This window comes from Alkalibacterium olivapovliticus, assembly GCF_003003275.1.
GTDB classification, from domain to species: domain Bacteria; phylum Bacillota; class Bacilli; order Lactobacillales; family Carnobacteriaceae_A; genus Alkalibacterium; species Alkalibacterium olivapovliticum.
In genome coordinates this window covers 44,354-64,106 of sequence record NZ_PVTO01000011.1, presented here as the reverse complement: position 1 = coordinate 64,106, position 19,753 = coordinate 44,354, and the positions used below count along the sequence as shown (strand labels likewise).

Below are 19,753 nucleotides of genomic sequence, written 5' to 3'. Positions count from 1 at the left end.
CATAATCACAATAATACCCTTACTCCCCCTTTTTCACGTATACTATCAATACTTACTGAAAATTATAGAAGAGGTGACTAAATTGAAACCAAAAGATTTTATGGGCATATTCAAAAAGAACACGGGAACAGTGCAGTCTATTGAGAATCCGTTCGACGATCTGCATGTCATTAAACTGGATTTCCCAAAAAAACTCCACTGGGAAGCTGGAGAGCATGGGGTGTTCACCATCCCTGATCACAAAATATCTGGAAAACCGTTCAGAGCATTCTCAGTCGCTTCTGTTCCCGAAGAAGGAAATATGATGATTGCAACAGATGACAATAACCCGACCAGTAGCTTTAAACAGGCGTTGTTCCATTTGTCTGTTGGAGAAAAAGTAACGGTCAGAGGTCCATTTGGATGGTTTAAAGTACAGGATCAGACATCCCCAATCGTACTGATTTCTACTGGTATCGGTATTACTCCCATGCGGGCGCTGGTTAAAAAATTGGAGCATGATCAGACCAGACCAATCATTCTCATTTACGCATCGCCTACAGGGTATTTATTTAAAGACCTGTTTAATGCTGTCGCTCAAAAAAATAAACAGTTCACACCTATCTATACGAAGAATAGGGAAGATACAATCAGAGCCTATACCGATTTGGCGAGAACGCTTCAAAACGATGCCTTTTATTATATTTCAGGCAAAACCGGTACAATCAAAAACATTAAGAAAGAACTGAAATCAGCCGGTATTAAGAGAGCCCGAATGATTACAGATCCGTATTTCGGATATTGATGCCCACTCCCTTATTCAGCAGACGCAAAAAACTGATTTTTCCTTTGTTGATAGGGAAAAATCAGTTTTTTATCAGCTTATTTCTCTTACAAATCGTTTCGTAATCAGTTGTGGACGAGTGATCGCACTTCCGACTACCACTGAATGGACACCCAGGCTCAGACACTTTTTGGCCTTTTCAGGTGTATCTACATTCCCCTCTGCAATTACCGGAACTTTAATTGTGTCCAGGTAGTCCTGCAGGAGAGCATAATGGTCACTAAATATATCTAAATCATTGGTGTAGTCTGTATAGCCGACTAAAGTAGTTGAGACCACATCGAATCCCAATCGTTCAGCTTCTATTCCTTCTTCTAATGTGGAAGTATCTGCCATTAATAAGATATTCCCATATTTTTCCCGGATATTATTAATTAAAGACTCTAAAGTTTCCCCATTAGGACGGGACTGCTTAGTCGCATCCAGTGCAATCATGTCACACCCTGTTTCCATCAGTTCATCGACTTCTTTTAAGGTTGCCGTGATAAATACCTTAGAATCAGCGTAATCCCGCTTTACAATCCCAATTATCGGAAGGCTGGTTTCAGCCTGTATTGCCAGAATATCCTCTTTGGAATTCGCACGAATGCCGACTGCTCCACCTTCTTCTGCAGCCTTTGCCATTTTACTCATTATAAACGAACTATGGAGTGGTTCATCTGCCAATGCCTGACAGGACACAACAAGACCACCTTTTATCTTATCCAGCATACTCATTTTACTCTTCCAACTTTCTATAATATTATTACACTCTTCTTATTTATCAGTATAATTCTAACACTTTGGTTTTGGAAGTCTTAAAGCATAATAAAAGCTGATCAGTTTAATCATGAACTGGTCAGCTTTTAACTATGCACTTTATATTAATTTTTTGTTTAGAATGATATTTTGAGATGAGAATGAAAGAAAGCCCTTGTATGGAAGAAGACTCTTAGCCAGTGAACAAGGGCCAGTATTCCTTCAAGTTATGCGGGGGGGCACGAAGAAGTAATAGCCACTTTTTTATAAAAAGTCTATTATTACAGGAAATAGGTATAGGGATGGGGTAGTCTGCTCAGAAGAGACGATTAGCAAGTGAAAAAGATAACCTCGTCGGTTCGAGTGCTAGCACACTCCTAAGATGCATATACGATGGTTTATATCTATTAATATACACTACTGATTAGAGGGATGTCGTTGGCTGCTGGTGTGGAATGTTATCTATGTAAAGTATTTTAATCCTATTATAATAATTAAGCAAACAATATATAGCTAAAGTTATTAAAATATTTTCTGGATATTTAAATAAATTACACAAAAACTTTAATATTAAAACTTTATTAGCTATTAAGTTCGCTTTTAAGTTTAAGAATATCCAAAAAATTTTTATTTTACAAATTTATTACAAATTTATTACAAATTTAGGTTATTAATTATTTTTAATGTGAAAAATAACCATCCATCTCACCCTATAATCTCATTAAAATTTAATTTGAAAATAGTCTTCTCAATATAATAATTTTAAGTATTAATGAATATTATATTTATATTATTCACTCACAGTTTTTGATATATACTATGTTATTATAAGATTCTGCACCTATCTTAACAAAAGATTAATATAGTACGAATTTTAAACGATTTTATATTATCCCAGTTGACTTACTATGATAATCATTCATTAACTATGAATATTTTATGAACATTTTATGAACATTTCAAATGATATAACTAAGGTTATATCAAAGGTTATATCATTTGAAATACTGCATTCTCATTTGAATTAAGAATGCAGTACCCTTTATTACATATATTCTTGTAATCTGGAATTGATGCTGTCAACAGTGTTTAAGAAGTATTTACGCTTATGATAATCTTCAGCCCAATGGCTTAGACTATCGAACTCTGGATGCTGTGGTTCGTTCATTACTTCCAGATAATAAGCATAGCCGCCAGATCCTCCGATATCTTCAGGAACAGGATCACCCATCATCATTTTCAGTTTCGGACTCACCTGCTTATGCTCTGTCCAAATTTTTCTAACCTGTACCGTATGCTCCCAGAAATCACCAAAATCATAAATATAATTGAATTGTCTGTTCTCATCATGCGTGATAATATCTGACAACAAGTAATGGTTTCCTGAGTCAGTCGTATCTTCTCCTTGAGCGCCGAAATGCTGCATTTGACTGTACCCTTCCGCTCCGACAAGCGTGTAGCCGTCTTCCAGGATAAACTGATGGAGATGAGCATTTTGCCACATGAACACTGTCTGGATGATAGAATGCAGGTCATCAAAGGTCACATTCATTGGGACTTGAACAATGCGAACGACATCTTTCATCTCGTGCAGTTTTAATCTAATTTCAAGTTCAGCAACGGCGACATCGATTGTACTGTTTCCTATCGTTTTTTCAAATTCACTGATAAATGCCTCAACTGCATTGACAGATCCATCTTCACCCTTTTTCATTTCACTCACTTTATATGACCACGAGTCCTGAAAGCATTCATCATCATTAATATAATCCTCGTAAACCGTTACTAATTGACCTGCAGCACTATTCTTGCCCATCAATTTTTGATTTGATGCTCTGCTGACAGTGATCTCTCCAAAGGACTTGAAATAATTAATGATCGAATGGTCAGAAAATCCCATTCGGTTCATCATTCTAGATAACGCTTCGCTTAACCAGTCTCCAAATTCAAGATAATCTTCCTCGTAAGGATTTAAGAAAATCAGAGTAAAACCAGTTGCATCATTCGTCAGTAGAATATAGTCATTATCCTGCAGTTTGACAAGATTTCCATGCCATTTGAAAAAGGATCTTTGAGGCTGTGCATTATCTTCAGTTTCGTTCATTTTAATGGTCGTATTAGTTTCTTTCATTGTCTTTTCGGCATCAGTAAATGCCTTCATCAGTTTTCTTGTTAAGTATAAATGCATGTCCTCGCTCCTTTAGTGCAATCTCACTTTCAGTATACCACTCATATGCAGACATTTTAATCACTCAATTTAAAAGAGAGAAAGAATGAAGTCAAATTTTTAAATACTGGCTATAGTTCTCATCTTCAAACGCATACGAAAAAAAACAGCCAAAGGTTGCTTAAGCTGTGCCATCGGTATACTTTAATCAAATTCTTCATATTCATTAGGATGCTGACCCTGAAGACGGCCGTCTTCTCCTTGATCCAAGCTGTCTATTTGTTGTCTGTCTTCGTCAGTCAATTCAAAATCGAATAAATCTAAATTCGTTATCTGATTTTTCGAACTGGCTGATTTAGCTATTGGAAGGACATTGTTTTCAATATTCCACCTCAATATAACTTGAGCTGCCGTTTTAGCCTGACGCTCAGCTATTTCTTTTATTACGGGGTTAGTTAAAACATCATTGATTTCTCTTCCAAAAGGGCTCCAGGCTTCTGTCAAAATACCTTTTTCTTCATTGACTCTGACCAGCTCTTTGTTATTGAAGTAAGGATGACGTTCAATCTGATTGGTAGCGGGTGTGACGCCTGTTTCATCAATAATGTTAGTCAGATGCTCTTCCAGAAAATTGGATACCCCGATGGTTTTGATCAGACCGAATTTTTGTGCATCGACTAGCGCCCGCCATGCTTCTACGTATTTTCCCTGTTTAGGAAGTGGCCAGTGAATCAGGTATTTATCAAAGTAATCGATGCCAATACGGTACAGTGACTCCTGAATCATCAGAATCGCCTTGTCATAGTCATGTGCTGCCCCAGGTAGTTTTGAACTGATGATAAGCTCTTCTCTCGGAACAGTGCTGCGCCTGACTGCTTCCCCGACCATCCCTTCATTATTGTAGTTAGTGGATGTATCGATCAGGCGATAGCCATTTTGAATGGCGGTCAATACGCTGGTTACCCCTTTTGCTCCCTTTATTTGAACAGTTCCCAGTCCTACTGCAGGAAGTGTTGTTCCATCGTTTAAGCTAAAACGTTTTATCTCGTTTGTCATAAAGTATTCGTTCCTTTCTGATTTGGTCTAGTCTTATTATAGTACAGGAAGATAATGTTTGCTTAAATTAGGATTTACTGCAAAGAGTGACTGAGATATAGAAAAAGAGTCAGACATCATGGTCTAACTCCTTTTCTTACATTCAATTTAGTCTTTAAAGACAACTAATTTTTGAATACGGTAACTGATGAGAAAAATAACGAGATCTACTCCTACTTTAAGTAATACTTCTCTAAAACCAGTCAATCTGTATAAGAGATAAACTGAACCGGCTGAAAGTGCACCCTCTGCTATCACCAGCAGGTAATACCCTATAATAGTCTTGTTCCACTTCTTTTTACTTTTAAAGACAAAAGAGCGATTCATACTGTAATTGAATAAAGAAGATCCTGCACGTGCGAGTACAGTAGCGATAACGATTCGTCGTCTGTCAAAAGTGAAGCGGAGAATAAAAACGAACAACTGAAATAGCGAAATATCAATGAGAAAAGACGTAATCGATACGCCCATAAATTTAATGAAATTTTTTAACAACAGCCAGTAAATTTCGAAGGAATCCTGGAAAGGCCTGAAGTGCGAACTCTCATTTTCATTGATGTAGACAGTGTCAATTGGTATTTCTTCAATCGTCAGCTTTTTTCTTACAGCTGCTATGAGGACATTTGTTTCATAATTGAACCGCTCACCTTCCAGATCAATCAAGTGAGGCAATACATCCAGTGAAAATCCCCTCAGGCCAGTCTGAGTATCCGTAATGTGTTTACCGTACAATAGATTGAACAGTTTACGCGTTATCGTATTGCCTAATCTATTTGGTGTGGGAACATTTTCATTATCAAATGATCTAACACCTAAAATCAATTTGTTGCCTTCCCCGGAAAGTTCCCGGCATAACATGAGCACATCGGACATGGTGTGCTGACCATCTGCATCCACTGTAATCACACCATTTGCCTGGCATAAATCAGTCTCGTTCAGTATGTAATTAAAGGCACTTTTCAATGCTCGCCCTTTCCCTAGATTAACAGCATGCTGAAGAATCCTGACATTCTCTATCTGTTCACACTCGTCAAAAATCGGCTGCTTCTCTTCACTGCTGCCATCATTTATGATAATAATGGACTTGAAGTCCTCAGAACTTAATGACTTGACATACTCAATAAAGCCATTTCCGGGATTGAGAACAGGGATGACAATCACACAGTTTTTCATTAGATGACCTCACTCATGACAATATTTCCAAGCAGAATTCATTATATTAACTAAAAAAATTCATTAAGGGTTCATATATTATGATACCATAACACCCCTTCCAATCCAGTATAAGAAGCCTCAAAAAAAGACTGGAGTTCACTCCAGCCTTTCTTGCTAATTTAAAGAGGTATTTGTCGAATACTGTAATCAATTACTTAACTGTTCTTAATATAGAGTAGTTCGAACAACGACTGACTGACGTGTTCTTCTTTAAGTTCATTAATGGTAGAAAGGAGACTAAAATCTGTCAGTTCTTTATTGAATTCAGTGTAAAGATCATCTTTGAGGAAATACCCTATTTGAGCAGTATTCAGTCGTTTAAAGAGTTCATCATTAATGTTCTGTTTTTTGACGATTTTAAATTGACTGAAAGACAAGGTCAGTTCCTCAGAATGATTAACAGTAAGTGTTACTGAGGTTCTTTTTAAAGATTCAGAGTAAGACTCATCCACTATTTCCACTCCGTTTACTACCGATACACTGACTTTTTCTGAAGCATTGAAATGAATGGTGTGCTGTCGTTTCTCAGGTATTACGCTAGACGCTCCAGTCACTTTTATAGATATAGTCTCTACTTCATAATCGAGATTAAATTCAGTTGTTGCTCTTGAGCCCTCATGATCTTCGATTAAATGGAAGCAATTTGTTTCACCAGGGTAGATTAACCAGTCCAGCGAGTCCGGTAATGATGTGGATGTTGTGCTGGTCGGATTGGCATCCAGAGGAATAATGCTGCCTTCTTTAGCAAATACTGGCATCTCATCCGGTTCTCTATAAATGCGGAGATTGGCTTCACCTTTGTACCTGAAGTTATTAAAAATATCAAACCAATCCCCTTTAGGTAGATAAATAATGTCACTACCGTAAAGTGTCTCGTCGTCTTTTTTTGAGGTAATGGGAAGCACCAGCAGTTCGCTTCCAAAGAAGTATTCATTTTTAACATCATAGCTATGATCTTCTAACGGGTAGTGATAATAGGCTGGACGAATCAATGGCGTCCCTTCCTCATTATTTAGTACATTATAGGTGTAAATATAAGGAATAAGAGCATGTCGCATCTGGAGAAACTTGATCATATTGGCTTTGACAGATGGGCTGTAATTCCACGGTTCCTTGCTGGAAAAAGCACTATTAGAACTGTGCAGTCGATTGATGGGGCTGAACACTCCAAACTGAAACCATCTTTGAACAAGCTCTTCATCTTTGTACCCTTTATAATGTCCACCGATATCATGGCTCCACCAAGTGTAGCCTATATTCGTTGAGGTCGCTGTCAGATAAGGCTGAAAATTCAAAGACTTCCAGGAAATGACAGAATCGCCTGAAAAGCCGACAGGGTAACGGTGACTGCCTGGACCGGCATAGCGGGATAGGATCAACGCATCTTTGCCTCGCTCCTCAAGATCCTGATAATGATAGTGGTTCAGAAGCCATAATGGATCGATGTCACTTGCGCTGTATTCTCCCTGCTGCCAGTCGATCCACCAGAAATCAATTCCCTCTTCTTCTATAGGATGGTGCACTTCCTCAAAGTATACGTCCCTGAAGTTCTCATCCATCAAGTCGAATTTTGCCGGCTCCTCCAGTTCAGTTTTCAAATTCAGTCTCTCAGCTACTTTAGTGTACTGAGACTCAAAGGCTCTGATCCCATCAGCTGGGTGAACATTCAGTGTCGTTGCCAGTCCTTTATCATGCAACTTACCCAAAAACCGTTTAGGATCAGGATAATACTGTTTATTCCAGGTGTACCCCGTCCGTCCACTCCCATACTTATAGGGTATATCCGTCAGATGCCAGTCCATATCAATAACACTGACGGCAAGCGGAATATTCTCGTCTTTAAACTTGTCAATCAGGTTCAGATATGATGTCTCTGAGTATTTCCAGTATCGACTCCACCAGTTCCCTAGTGCATACCTGGGAAGTAACGGCGGAAAGCCGGACAAACGGTAGAAATCATTTAAGGCCTCAAAATAATTGCGTCCATAGGAGAAAAAGTACACATCTGTATGAGGGTTGTCTTTTACCTTAATAGCCTTGTCGTCATCAAAAACAAACGAGTCAGAATCATCAAGTGCTGCGTATCCGAATTTACCCATGATACTTTCTTCAAGTTCTGCTGCACCATCTACTCGGTCCAGTGTCCGTAATGAACCTTTGAGTGTATTGATTTTCTGACCGTAATACCAGCGGTTAGTATAATTGGAATAATTATAGCGTACATCTATATGAAGGTTTTTTGGTGAAAAGGCCTCATTTTTAACATAGAAAAGATGAAACGTATCTGTTATGATTTCGAGCGTGCCATTCGTTTCTTTTAACTCGAACGTGACCTCTCCCAACTGTCTGTTCATGACTAACTGGGTGGCCCTATCCTCAAACAATCCCGTTTCTGAATATTCCATTCGCAGCAGTTTATCAGTAATCAATGTAAATCGGTAACGGGATCCTTGTATTATATTGTCCTTCAACGGCATAAGTTTTTCATTTGTCATTTGTCTCCCCCAATGCTAGGTCTCTGTCTGTTATTTCTTATTCTTTATTTCCAGTCTGCGTAAAAAAAGATAATAGCTAAAATAGATTGTCAATGTCAGTCCAAACAGGATGTAAAGAATCAAACTGACCGTCACCATAATATACTGAATTAGGATAAAGGCCAGAAAGACGGCTGTTGTATAAAACGGTGATTTTATAATATAAACAATAGCTTTCTTGACTATCCAGCTAATAGGCATTTTATAATGGGCATCCAAATATAAACTGTAAAATGTGAGGATAGTTGTGTAGAACAGAATAACGACCAGGACCGTATTGATTAGGATCAGTCCCTCTCTATTCATATAAAGTGTGAGTCCTACCGCTGTAATGATTCCACTAAAGCCGACTCCTATAAGAAAACTGCTTTTGTATCCAGCTTTATAAAATGTGAAAAAATCGATAGGATGTCCGTAGGCATCTTCTCTAATAACTGCCCTGACAGAACTGATAACAGCCTGCAATCCCGGGAAAAAAATAAAAGGCAGGAGTAAAGAGGTCAATGGCAATAATATAAGTAAACTGGACAGTTCAGTTGTCACTGCTGATTGTATCAGAAGAATCAGAATTGGGACATTGACTATAATCCACAAACCATTGATCAACATAAAACTGAGCAGCAGTTTCGAAAATTCATACACTATCAGATACAATTTTTCTCCCAATGATCATTCCCCCTTTGTTAACTTGATTATATCGTCAAAACCGATCAGGTCAAACAAATAAGCTGCCTGTTTCCTCTATGATACAAGATCCAGGCAGCTTCGTCAGATTATTTAATTGCACCTTCTGAAACGCCTTCGACAATACTTTTTTGAGCACTGAAATAGAAAATGATAACTGGAATGATCGCAATCGTCAGTCCGGCTAATGCTAGATGCCACTGTCTGGTATATTGACCGAAGAAATAAAACATTCTGATCGGGATCGTTTCATTCTGTCGACTCAAAACCAGTGATGGCAGCAGATAGTCATTCCAGATCCAGATCACGTTTAGTATAGCTACCGTTACAGATATAGGACTAAGCAAGGGGAATATGATCTTGAAAAAAATCTGGAACTTATTGGCTCCGTCAATAATAGCCGCCTCATCCAGAGAAATGGAGACCCGAGTCATCGCACCATGATATAAAAAGATAGCGAGGCTACCACCGAATCCCAGATACATGAATATCAGACCGACTCTGTTCAGCATACCTGCTCTGCCAAACGTAGCCGTCAATGGAATCATAACCGACTGAAAAGGAATCAGCATAGCCGCAACAAAAATCAACAGTATAGCACCACTTAAACGACTTTTATTTCGAGCCAGTGCATAACCAGCCATTGATGAAAACAAAATGATGATGGCTACACTAACTATCGTAATAAGTAACGAGTTAAAAAACGAACGGATAAAATTCAGATCCTCAAACGCAATGACATAATTATCTAAACTAAACTGTGACGGGAAATTTAAGACATTCGCAAAAATTTCACGGGGGACTTTAAAACTGTTCACCAGCATGAGGTAAAATGGTGAAATCCATACCAGTGCCAGCAGAAGTCCCAGCACTTCTAAAATGATTAGCTTTTTATCTCTTTTTTTCGTTTTCTTTTTCCTCAATTTTTTAGTAGAGTCTTTCTCATCGTTTTTCTTCATTATAAATCAACCTCCCGTTTCTTACTGTAGTACACTTGAGACAATGAGAAGGTGGCCACAATAATAAAGAAAATAACGGCTTTTGATTGCCCGTATGCCATCTGATTGCTTGAGAAGGCTGTATCGACAATATTCATAGCGACCATTTGGGTTGAATTATATGGTCCACCACCAGTCAGTGACAAGTTCTGATCATAAATCTTAAATGAACTGGACAAGGTCAAAAACATGGAAACTGTGAACCCAGGTGCTATTAAAGGAAAAATGATGTATTTAAATTTTTGAAATGGAGAAGCTCCATCGATATTAGCTGATTCAATGAGTGACTTTGGAATGCCCTGAAGATAAGCAATATAGATGATCATGATATACCCAGCTTGTTGCCAGACCGTCAAGATCACCAATCCCCAAAATCCAGTAGCCGGTGTAGACAGCCATCCCATGAGGCCTTGAATCCCTGTAAAATCACCCAAAGCAGAAAATACTCTAATAAAGATGAACTGCCAGATAAACCCTAAAATAAGACCCCCGATTAAATTCGGCATAAAAAATATAGTTCGTAAGATATTTCGTGATTTTAACTGACTGGTTACGAGCATGGCTAAGCTTAAACCGATAACATTCAGCACGATAATACTGACAAATGCAAATCTGAATGTAAACCAGAGGGACTGCCTAAACTGATTGTCATCAAGCAGGCGTCTATAATGAGTAAAGCCTATAAACTGATTGAATGTTAATCCGTTCCAGTCTGTAAATGAATAAAAGAAACCTAAAAAAACAGGCAGGATAACGACCAGAGACAAACTTAAAACGACTGGTGTAATAAACAGCCAGAAACTGAGTTCTTTATTTCTCATACGTATTAATCCTTTCTAAAAGTGATAGTGTAAGAAATACCGATAGTCTGTTTAATAAAAAAAGAAATAGGGCCATTTACACTTTCGAAAAATGGCCCCTTCCCTCTATTTATTGAAGAGATTCCCAGCCTGCAATGGAATTGTCGATCATTTCATCCCAAGTCATTTCGCCCCCGAGGTAAGCCTGCAAGTTTGGGCCGAACTCATTGTTAGTATATCCTGTTGGATACCCGTTGAAAATCCATCCGATGGTTTCCCCACTTTGTGAATAATCATAAACGACTTGTGACAGCGGGTCACCGATTTCCATGTCTTCATATCCTTCGTACGCTGGAATGAAGTTAAACTCGTTGATGACAAATTCTTTCCCTTCATCTGAAAGATACATCCAGTCTAAGAAATCCTTAGCTGCCTGTACAGTCGCGTCGTCATTATTGTCATTGACTGCCCAGTAGTTAGGTATTCCAACAGGCAGTTGTCCTTCATGACCGTCCAGCGGAATAGGCATCATCCCTACGCCATTTTCAGCAAATTCAGGATCCATCTGTTCAAGTGTTGGATAAACCCAGTTCCCTTGCTGAATAATAGCGACTTGTCCTAGAGAGAAGTACTCTTCTACCTGTTGAGAATAATCCAGGCTTAAGACAGGTTCCATTGAGTAATCAGCCTGAAGATCAAGCATACGCTGAAATTCATCTCCTCGTTCAAATTCAAGCGTCTCGGCATTGTATGCTTCATTGACATCTTCATTAAATTCATGCGCTAAAAAGACGTTTGCCAGGTGGTCTCCCATTACCCATCCTTCTGCTCCTGGTAAAGCAAAAACTGCCTGTATGTCCAGCTCATCCAGCTGACTGTCGATGGTCTGTACGGCTTCTTCAAGATCCTCATAAGTGGAAATAGCCTCTGGATCGATGCCAGCTTCTTCAAATATCTCTCTATTATAGATAAAACCGTAACCTTCAATGTTATAAGGTAATGCACTGATCGATCCGTCATCATCCGTAACAGTATCCAGCATACCGTCAAGGGCGGCGCCGGCTGCATCTGTATCAGATAAATCAGCCATATAATCCGCCATCTGCTCCATTTCATTCGGCCCGGCTACACTGAAAATGTCCGGTTCATCACCTGCACCAAATCGAGTTGTCAACTGAGTGAAATAATCAGTTCCTCCACCCACTGATGTGATTTCAATTGATACATTGGGATTTTCATCCATATACATCTCTGCCAGCTCGTTAAATTGGGCATTAAATTCAACTTTCCCCTGCATAATAGCCAAACTGACGTCATCTCCATTGCCTCCGTTGTCGTTGTCGGTTCCTGTATCTGTTCCTCCATCAGTTCCTGGAATATCCCCTTCATTACCACAGGCAGCCAAAAGACCGGCAGCAGATAGCAAGACGATTCCTTTATAAAAATAATGACGAGTGCTCATTGTTTTTCCTCCTTTTATATTTTCCCTTCACCTACATGATTATGTAAGTGGTTACAGGTTCAATATATAGCAAAAGATAAACTAATTCAATTAATCACACTCTTTCTGATAGCGGTAACAAATGTGTTAAGCGGAGTCGTATTCCTTGCACTCACACTCTGTTTTATGGCAACAACAGACTAAAAATGAATAACTTGAGGTTACTTCATTTAAAAAACGACAGAAAAAAAAACGTGCTGAGAAAGAGACCCTTCCCTGCACGCCTGTTTATAAAAATCGTTATTTAATCGAGCCTATCATCCCTGCTACAAAATGTTTCTGCAGTACGAAGAAAATGATCGCCGTCGGAATCGTTGTAAAGAATATGGCAATCATGACTGAACACTATATTAAAAAATCAAAGGACTTCTAAACCACATACAAAGGATATCTAATACTAGTTAATGATGGATATAAGGCATGATGGAAACGGTATAGGCATAATCTTCATTCTTCAACTGATACTGTTCCAATACGCCTGGGCCGCAGCTTGAAGAGCCGATGCCATTTACTTGATGGTCGATAGTCAATTCATACTGGTCCCCTGCAACGAGTTCTGTTCTATGCATGGCTTTATCCAGATCTCGAGTGGTATATTGACTGACTGAAAAATTGAATACCTCTCCAGCAATTAGAAGCCCTTCACCTCTAGAGTTATAAAAAGCTGCCCAATCGACATCACTTCTATTCCCACTTTCCTGGGGCATGATGTAAGGTGTGGTCATCTCATCGGTTGCTCTTTCCCACACCCCGTCTCTCGCAGCAAGGATAATGTCCGGATACGATTCACCTGGACCTTTACCAGCCCATTTTGTATCGGCTAGTTCTTTCGAAATCATCATCTGCAAACCAATCTTAGGAAGCGTCTGACTGCCTTTACCATATTTTTTTGAGCTGACAGTTATATCAATTCGTCCATTTTCAAAGATAGTGTACGTCGTTTCACTTCTGAACCCCCACTCAACTATTGGCGGGGCGAGAGTACTGCTGACTGTAATCGACATTTCTGTCTCATTGACCTGATCGACTGAGAATGACTCAATCCGTTCCTGCATTTTATCGACTGCGAACTGCTTCCAGTGTTTCTCGGTATTTGACGACTTGAACTCATCATGACTGATGCGATCATTATCTGTCAGTGCTCTCCAGAAATTCTGTTTAGGTCCGCTTGTAATTAACCGATTGCCATTATAACTATATTCTTTCAAAAGTCCCTCAAACTGGTTAAACGTAACGCTGAATTTTGAGTTTTCGATGGTGATCAGTTCTGACTCAGTTTTCACTGCAAGAGGCTCTGATTCTAGACTAGCTGTAAGTACTCCCTTTGTTTTGTCCCCTTCACTGATTCTGAACTGACTCCAGGCTACCTCATGGCCAATGTCGGACCACTCTGTCGCATACCGCTGTACAAACTGAATAGTCAGATCAACCGGTTCGTTGGTGTCGATTGTTTCTATTTTCAGCTCAAATTCTTCAGATTCTTGAGGATTTATTCCATCCGTTTTGAAAAATCCATTCTGAATAACTTTTTCACCAGCTGTTAGTTCCCATAGACCATACACATGATCTAATGGAATGAAATCATAACGATTAGTCACTTTAATTTTTCCAGCATTCAAGTCGATTGCCTCTACTTTGATTGGTTCGATCGCCTTTTTATATTCAGTTAAAGCAGGTGAAGGTTCTCTATCGGGGAAAATGAGTCCGTCTATGACAAAATTGCCATCATGTGGGTCTTCACCAAAATCGCCACCATATGCAAAGAATTCCTCACCATCCTCATTGATCGCTCTTATGCCCTGATCGATCCACTCCCATACAAATCCTCCCTGAAGGCGTGGGTACTTGTAGAACAATTCCAAATATTCTTTGAATCCCCCTGGTCCATTTCCCATCGCATGCGCAAATTCACATAAAATATGAGGCTGATCTAAACCAGTCTGCTTACCCAGTTTTTCCAGTGTTTCTACATCTGTATACATTGTAGAAAACATATCTGCACTTTTATTTGACTGTTTCGGCTCAAAATTCGACCGTTCTAGAAGGTACCGTGTTTCGCCTTCATAGTGAAGCAATCGGGTATCATCTTTTTTCCGGGCCCATTCAGCCATCTTCACATGATTTTTCCCATAACCTGATTCATTACCGAGTGACCAGATGACCACTGAAGGATGGTTTTTATCCCGCTCAATCATCCGCCTAATTCGGTCAACATAGGCTTCCGTCCAGTCATCGCTGTCACTGAGTCGATCCCAGTCATTAACGAATACAAAGCCGTGAGTCTCAATGTCTGTTTCGTCAATAACATATAAGCCATACTGATCACATAAGTCATAAAAACGCGGGTCACTTGGGTAATGAGAGGTTCTGACTGCATTGATGTTGTGTGATTTCATCAGCTTAATGTCCTCAATCATCGTGCTGTAAGGAACGTAACGACCCAAATCAGGATGAAACTCATGACGATTGACCCCTTTGAACAAAACAGGTTTCCCGTTAACTTCGATAAGACCATTATGCAATCTGATTTCTCTGAAGCCTACTTTTTGAGGAACTATGGATACTGGTCCGCTGTCATCACTTAATTGAATAAGCAAATCATATAAGTGGGGTGCTTCAGCTGACCACTGTTCTGGTTTCTCGATAACTTTGCTGAAAGTGACTGTTCTGGCTGTAACCTTGATCTCTTCTGAAAACAGCGAGTGGAGATCATCTGACAAAGTAAACGTTAGACTGCTCCCCACAGATTCTTCCGTCAGACTCAACTCAACACACAAAGTTGCATTATTATACTGATTATCAAAAGCTGTTGTCACTGTATAATCTTCTATGGCTTTTTTACCTGCAGTTTTTATATAAACATCTCTGAAAATACCGGAAAGCCACCACATATCCTGGTCTTCTAAGTAAGTCTGAGCTGACCATTTAGTGACTTTCACTACGATAGTGTTTTGTCCTTCTTTAATGACCTCAGATAAATCGAACTGTGCTGCGGTTCGGCTGCCGGTCGAATAGCCGACATACTGACCGTTAAGCCAGACATTGAAGGCTCCATCAACACCTTCGAATCTTAGAAACGTCTGATCATCCAAATCGTTCATATAAAATGCTCTTCTATAAATTCCAGTTGGATTTTCAGAAGGAATGTGTGGCGGATCTATCGGAAAGGGGTACTGAACATTTGTATAATGCGGTTTCCCATACCCTTCCAGCTGCCAGTTAGAGGGAACACGGATCGTATTCCATTTAGAATCGTCGTAATCTGACGTGTAAAACGCTTCTGTTAGTACCTCAGGAAACCGACTGTAATGAAACTTCCATTCCCCGTTTAACAACTGAAATCCTTTGGACAGCTGCCGATTATATGTTTTTGCTTCTTCACTACTTCTATAGGTAAAATGATAGGCCGATTCTCCCATCTTGTTTTTACCCAAAACCTGCTGATCCAAGTAATACTTATGAATAATAATCCCACCTTTCCACATGGCCTAACGCCATGAAATCCTTTTCATTTATATACATACTATATGAAAAATGAATCAATAGTGCAAGCGTTTTTATAAACTTTTTTACTAAATATAGTAAATCGTTTTACTGGAGGGCTTTATGCCGCCGAAAACTGGTTTATTACCTGTCTAAAAAGGATTAACACCCACTTTTCATAGGTGTTAATCCTCTATTGCATCCGTTAAATTAAACGTCAGTTTTAATTGACTGCAGTAATGGTTACTTTGAAACTTCTGAAGTCACCATTTATTTGATAACTCCCTTGTACCTCTTCATCAGATAAAGGCGGTTCTATATAGACACCTTTATTCATCAGTTCAGATCCATAATAAACGGTATCTTCACCCATTAATTTATATTTTCTGTCAGGAGATAGTCCCTTTAACTTCACGCGTGGATTAACCTTATTAGTTTTATCCAGAATCAGATAATAAAAGAAAAGGGCTTCTGACTTTTCTTTATTAATAAATAACCAGGCTGTCTCATTACCCAAGTCAAAAGGGGATTTCAGGCGGTAAAAGTCACCAAACTGGATCAGCTGTCTATGTTCTTTGTAAAAGGCAATTTGATCTGTTACCTTCTTTTTTTCGCTTTCAGTTAACAGCGTCGGATCCAGTTCATAGCCCAGATTACCAGCCATCGCAACATCCCCTCGCATATCAAGGGTGGTCATACGATTGACCTGATGATTCGGCACAGCAGAAACATGAGCACCCATAGAGCTGATTGGGAGGACTAGACTTGTACCGGTCTGAATTTCAAGTCGGGCTACTGCATCTGTATTATCAGATGTCCAGGTCTGAGGCATATAATAGAGCATCCCTGGATCATATCTCCCGCCTCCTCCAGAACAGCTTTCCCATAAAATATCCGGATAGGCCGCCGTTAACTCTTCAAGTAACTCATATAAGCCAAGGATGTAACGGTGCGTTACTTCACCGTCCCTTACAGATGCCTCCTGAGAACCAATTTCGGTCATGTTCCGGTTGAAATCCCATTTGATGTAATCGATTGGGGCATCATCTAACACTTTAGTTATCTGCTGTTTAATATAATCTCGAACAGCTTGCTGCGTAAAGTCGAGGATATACTGGTTTCTGCCAATCGAAGCTGATCTGCCAGGGGCTTTCAAAACCCAATCAGGATGTTGTCTATATAAATTACTGTCTTCAGACACCATTTCCGGCTCGAACCATAATCCAAATTTAAGGCCTTTTCCTTTTATCTGTTCGGCCAGCCTCTTCATCCCATTAGGCAGTTTTTTCTCATAGACATACCAATCGCCAAGTGATGTCGTGTCGTCGTCACGTCTACCAAACCATCCGTCGTCCAGTACAAACAGTTCAATACCCAGTTCTACTGCTTTATCTGCCATTTCCAGAATGTTCTCTTCTGTAAAATCGAAGTAGGTGCCTTCCCAGTTGTTAAGAAGGACTGGACGTTCTGCAAATTGATAGTTCCCTCTGATCAGGTGATATTGATAAAAAGAGTGGAGTTGTTGTGAGAACGCGTTCAATCCACTATCTGTATAAGACATAACTACTTCTGGCGAAGAAAAAGAGTCAGAAGGCTGCAGTTGCCATTTAAAGTGTTCTGGACTGATCCCCATCTGGACTCTGGTCTGATCGTACTCGTTCACTTCACAATTCGCTGTAAATTCGCCTGAATACACAAAATGAAAGCCATAGACATCCCCGGTATGTTCAGTAGTATAAGGATCGACCAGTCCTAGAAACGGTTGATAAGTATGACTGGTCGTTCCACGTTTAGAATCAATTTTGTGAACGCCTCTGTAAATAGGGTGCCTGACCAGATCACGTTCCCTTCCCCAGGCACCCGGCAGTTGAATACATTCAAAATTCGAGTGATCAAAATCCAAAGACATGCTCAATAGTTTGTTCAGTTCGATTGGCTGATTGCCTTCATTGAACAGTTTGACAGAACGCGTCACGATTGGATAATCAGCATAAATGGTGTAGTACAATTCGACCTTGCAATAACCGGTTGTATCGGTTAATGTCAGTTTTAATGTTTTAGCTTCTGCAGCATGTTTAACATAAGTATGCGGTAACCCCTCTATAGCCGGTTTCCCATCAATGATCTCATAGTCCTGATACTCAAATTGTGTTGAGAAAGACTGATCTGGATACGTTACTTCAAAAGCAGATTCTCTGTAGTCCCCATTATTATGGCCAGGGTATTCCTGAAGCAGTGTATTCATTGAATAATTGTGCTGTTGTGCACCACTGGGCCTTGCAGAAAAAGCACGATCGTACAAAGGGAATTCACTTCTGGAATTGTTGCCTCCAATTGCCTTTCCCCAATAGACATGTGATACATATTTATCTTCTTTTACTGAAAGCTGGTAACTGACCAGATCATTGAATAGGTGAAAACTAGATGTCTCTCTATTAAACAGAATATCCATAATAATCTCCTCTTTGTAAACGTTTACTAAACAGTCTACACTAAATTTACTAATTTTCAATACTAACTTGAATTTGCTTCAGCATTTTTTTTAGAAAAATTCCTTTTGATGAATATTATTGATTATTACACCACACCTCGGCAATGGTATACATTGATAAATAGTGCTCAAATCTCTTTTACTCTGTATTTTGCAGCTTTATACAAGTAATGATTTCACTCTTTAGTAAGGGGGCTGGTACCGTTTAACTCGCACTGCACCAGACTTTTTTCATCTAAGATTTGATCCTGCAATTCGGGCAATAGTGTGACGATCCCCTCGAATGGTTCTAGATAGTTCTAGGATGTTCTGGTAAGGCGCTATCCCTCCATAACCCGCGTCTCCAATATGATGGATATCCACTCCAGCTATTTTGTTGCTTAATGCGATTTCTCTTATAAGTTCTGGGCTTGCACTCTCTTGACTCGTACCAATAGCTGACATTGTCAGGACATTCTGCTGGCGAGCTATTTTCACTGCATTGCTGATATCATCTAGAGACACCCCGGGTACTGTTCCAATAGCAGGTAGTAAAATGATGTCTGCTCCATGTTCGATTAATTCTTCTACAGCCGTTAAGCTCACAATGGATTCTGAAACGCCTGATCCGTGCATTTTACCAGCAATAATCACCCCATTAAACGTCTGCTTAGCAATTTTCAAGGCTTCTATTATTTCCTTATGGCTAACACCAGTCCCTGGATTTCCTGTCAGACAAATAAAATCAAAGCCTAATTCATTTGCTTTGATAAAGGTTTCCTTTAAGGCTTTTCTCCCTTTACTTATCTGTAACTGGTCCTCATTCATCTGTGCGCTGCTATCAACAGGCTCAAGATTTACGCCTACTGGACGACCTGTCATTTCTTTAAGGCGTTTGATCGGCTGATCTGTATCAGAAAGGCCATTGATTACAGGGTTAAATAGATCCAACACATTAAGTAGAATCAAATCTGCTCCGAATGCGCGTGCAATTTCAGCATTTGTCAGTCCCGGAGATGCTGATGTAGTGACAACATTTTCTGATAATATAGTTCGTCCTTCGCTCGCTTTGATTGCTAGCTTAAGTTCCTCTTTAGTCATTGTTTTAAAATCACTTGCATAGCAACTCAGTAATCTTTTAGCCATATATTAACAGTCCTTTCTTATTGTAATCTCTTACAGCTTATCATTCCTTACTATAAAATCAATGTGTTAGATTCGTCTTTTTAATAATATCTTCTCTGT

General features: G+C 39.4%; 13 protein-coding genes. 1 reads left to right on the top strand and 12 read right to left on the bottom strand.

Features of this window, described 5'->3' with window-relative positions:
- Positions 1–82 precede the first annotated feature (82 nt).
- The gene (locus tag CLV38_RS07030) at positions 83–784 is read left to right on the top strand and encodes an FAD-dependent oxidoreductase (RefSeq protein WP_106193309.1); all 702 of its coding nucleotides are present in this window, start codon (positions 83–85) and stop codon (positions 782–784) included.
- Between the two features lie 72 nt (positions 785–856).
- On the opposite strand, the gene CLV38_RS07025 is transcribed toward CLV38_RS07030, so the two are convergent.
- The 12 genes from CLV38_RS07025 to CLV38_RS06965 all read right to left on the bottom strand — a co-directional run bounded on the left by CLV38_RS07025 (position 857) and on the right by CLV38_RS06965 (position 19,654).
- On the bottom strand, positions 857–1,534 hold the full coding sequence (locus CLV38_RS07025; RefSeq protein ID WP_106193388.1) for an N-acetylmannosamine-6-phosphate 2-epimerase: 678 nt from the start codon (positions 1,532–1,534) through the stop codon (positions 857–859).
- Positions 1,535–2,606: 1,072 nt separating this feature from the next.
- The gene (locus tag CLV38_RS07020) at positions 2,607–3,749 is read right to left on the bottom strand and encodes a plasmid pRiA4b ORF-3 family protein (RefSeq protein ID WP_106193306.1); all 1,143 of its coding nucleotides are present in this window, start codon (positions 3,747–3,749) and stop codon (positions 2,607–2,609) included.
- Between the two features lie 183 nt (positions 3,750–3,932).
- Entirely contained in the window at positions 3,933–4,784 is an 852-nt protein-coding gene (locus CLV38_RS07015; protein WP_106193304.1) for an aldo/keto reductase, read from the bottom strand.
- Between the two features lie 147 nt (positions 4,785–4,931).
- A complete protein-coding gene (locus tag CLV38_RS07010) occupies positions 4,932–5,996 on the bottom strand; it encodes a bifunctional glycosyltransferase family 2/GtrA family protein (RefSeq protein WP_106193301.1) in 1,065 nt (354 codons plus the stop codon).
- A 197-nt stretch (positions 5,997–6,193) separates the two neighbouring features.
- Positions 6,194–8,533, bottom strand: a complete 2,340-nt coding sequence (locus tag CLV38_RS07005) for a glycoside hydrolase family 31 protein (RefSeq protein WP_245920559.1) — start codon at positions 8,531–8,533, stop codon at positions 6,194–6,196.
- Positions 8,534–8,563: 30 nt separating this feature from the next.
- The gene (locus CLV38_RS07000) at positions 8,564–9,238 is read right to left on the bottom strand and encodes a DUF624 domain-containing protein (RefSeq protein ID WP_106193299.1); all 675 of its coding nucleotides are present in this window, start codon (positions 9,236–9,238) and stop codon (positions 8,564–8,566) included.
- A gap of 107 nt (positions 9,239–9,345) precedes the next feature.
- Positions 9,346–10,215 carry a carbohydrate ABC transporter permease gene (locus CLV38_RS06995; RefSeq protein ID WP_106193294.1) on the bottom strand — a complete coding sequence of 290 codons (870 nt, stop codon included), beginning with the start codon at positions 10,213–10,215 and terminating at the stop codon, positions 9,346–9,348.
- Positions 10,215–11,075, bottom strand: coding sequence for a carbohydrate ABC transporter permease (locus tag CLV38_RS06990; RefSeq protein WP_106193291.1), 861 nt, complete (start codon positions 11,073–11,075; stop codon positions 10,215–10,217). The genes CLV38_RS06995 and CLV38_RS06990 overlap by 1 nt, the downstream gene beginning before the upstream one ends.
- A gap of 109 nt (positions 11,076–11,184) precedes the next feature.
- A complete protein-coding gene (locus tag CLV38_RS06985; protein ID WP_106193288.1) occupies positions 11,185–12,516 on the bottom strand; it encodes an ABC transporter substrate-binding protein in 1,332 nt (443 codons plus the stop codon).
- A gap of 440 nt (positions 12,517–12,956) precedes the next feature.
- A complete protein-coding gene (locus CLV38_RS06975) occupies positions 12,957–16,040 on the bottom strand; it encodes a glycoside hydrolase family 2 TIM barrel-domain containing protein (RefSeq protein ID WP_106193286.1) in 3,084 nt (1,027 codons plus the stop codon).
- A gap of 221 nt (positions 16,041–16,261) precedes the next feature.
- Positions 16,262–18,490, bottom strand: a complete 2,229-nt coding sequence (locus CLV38_RS06970; protein WP_106193283.1) for an alpha-galactosidase — start codon at positions 18,488–18,490, stop codon at positions 16,262–16,264.
- Between the two features lie 270 nt (positions 18,491–18,760).
- Complete coding sequence (locus tag CLV38_RS06965; RefSeq protein ID WP_106193280.1) at positions 18,761–19,654, bottom strand: DUF7916 family protein; 894 nt, start codon at positions 19,652–19,654, stop codon at positions 18,761–18,763.
- Positions 19,655–19,753 lie beyond the last annotated feature (99 nt).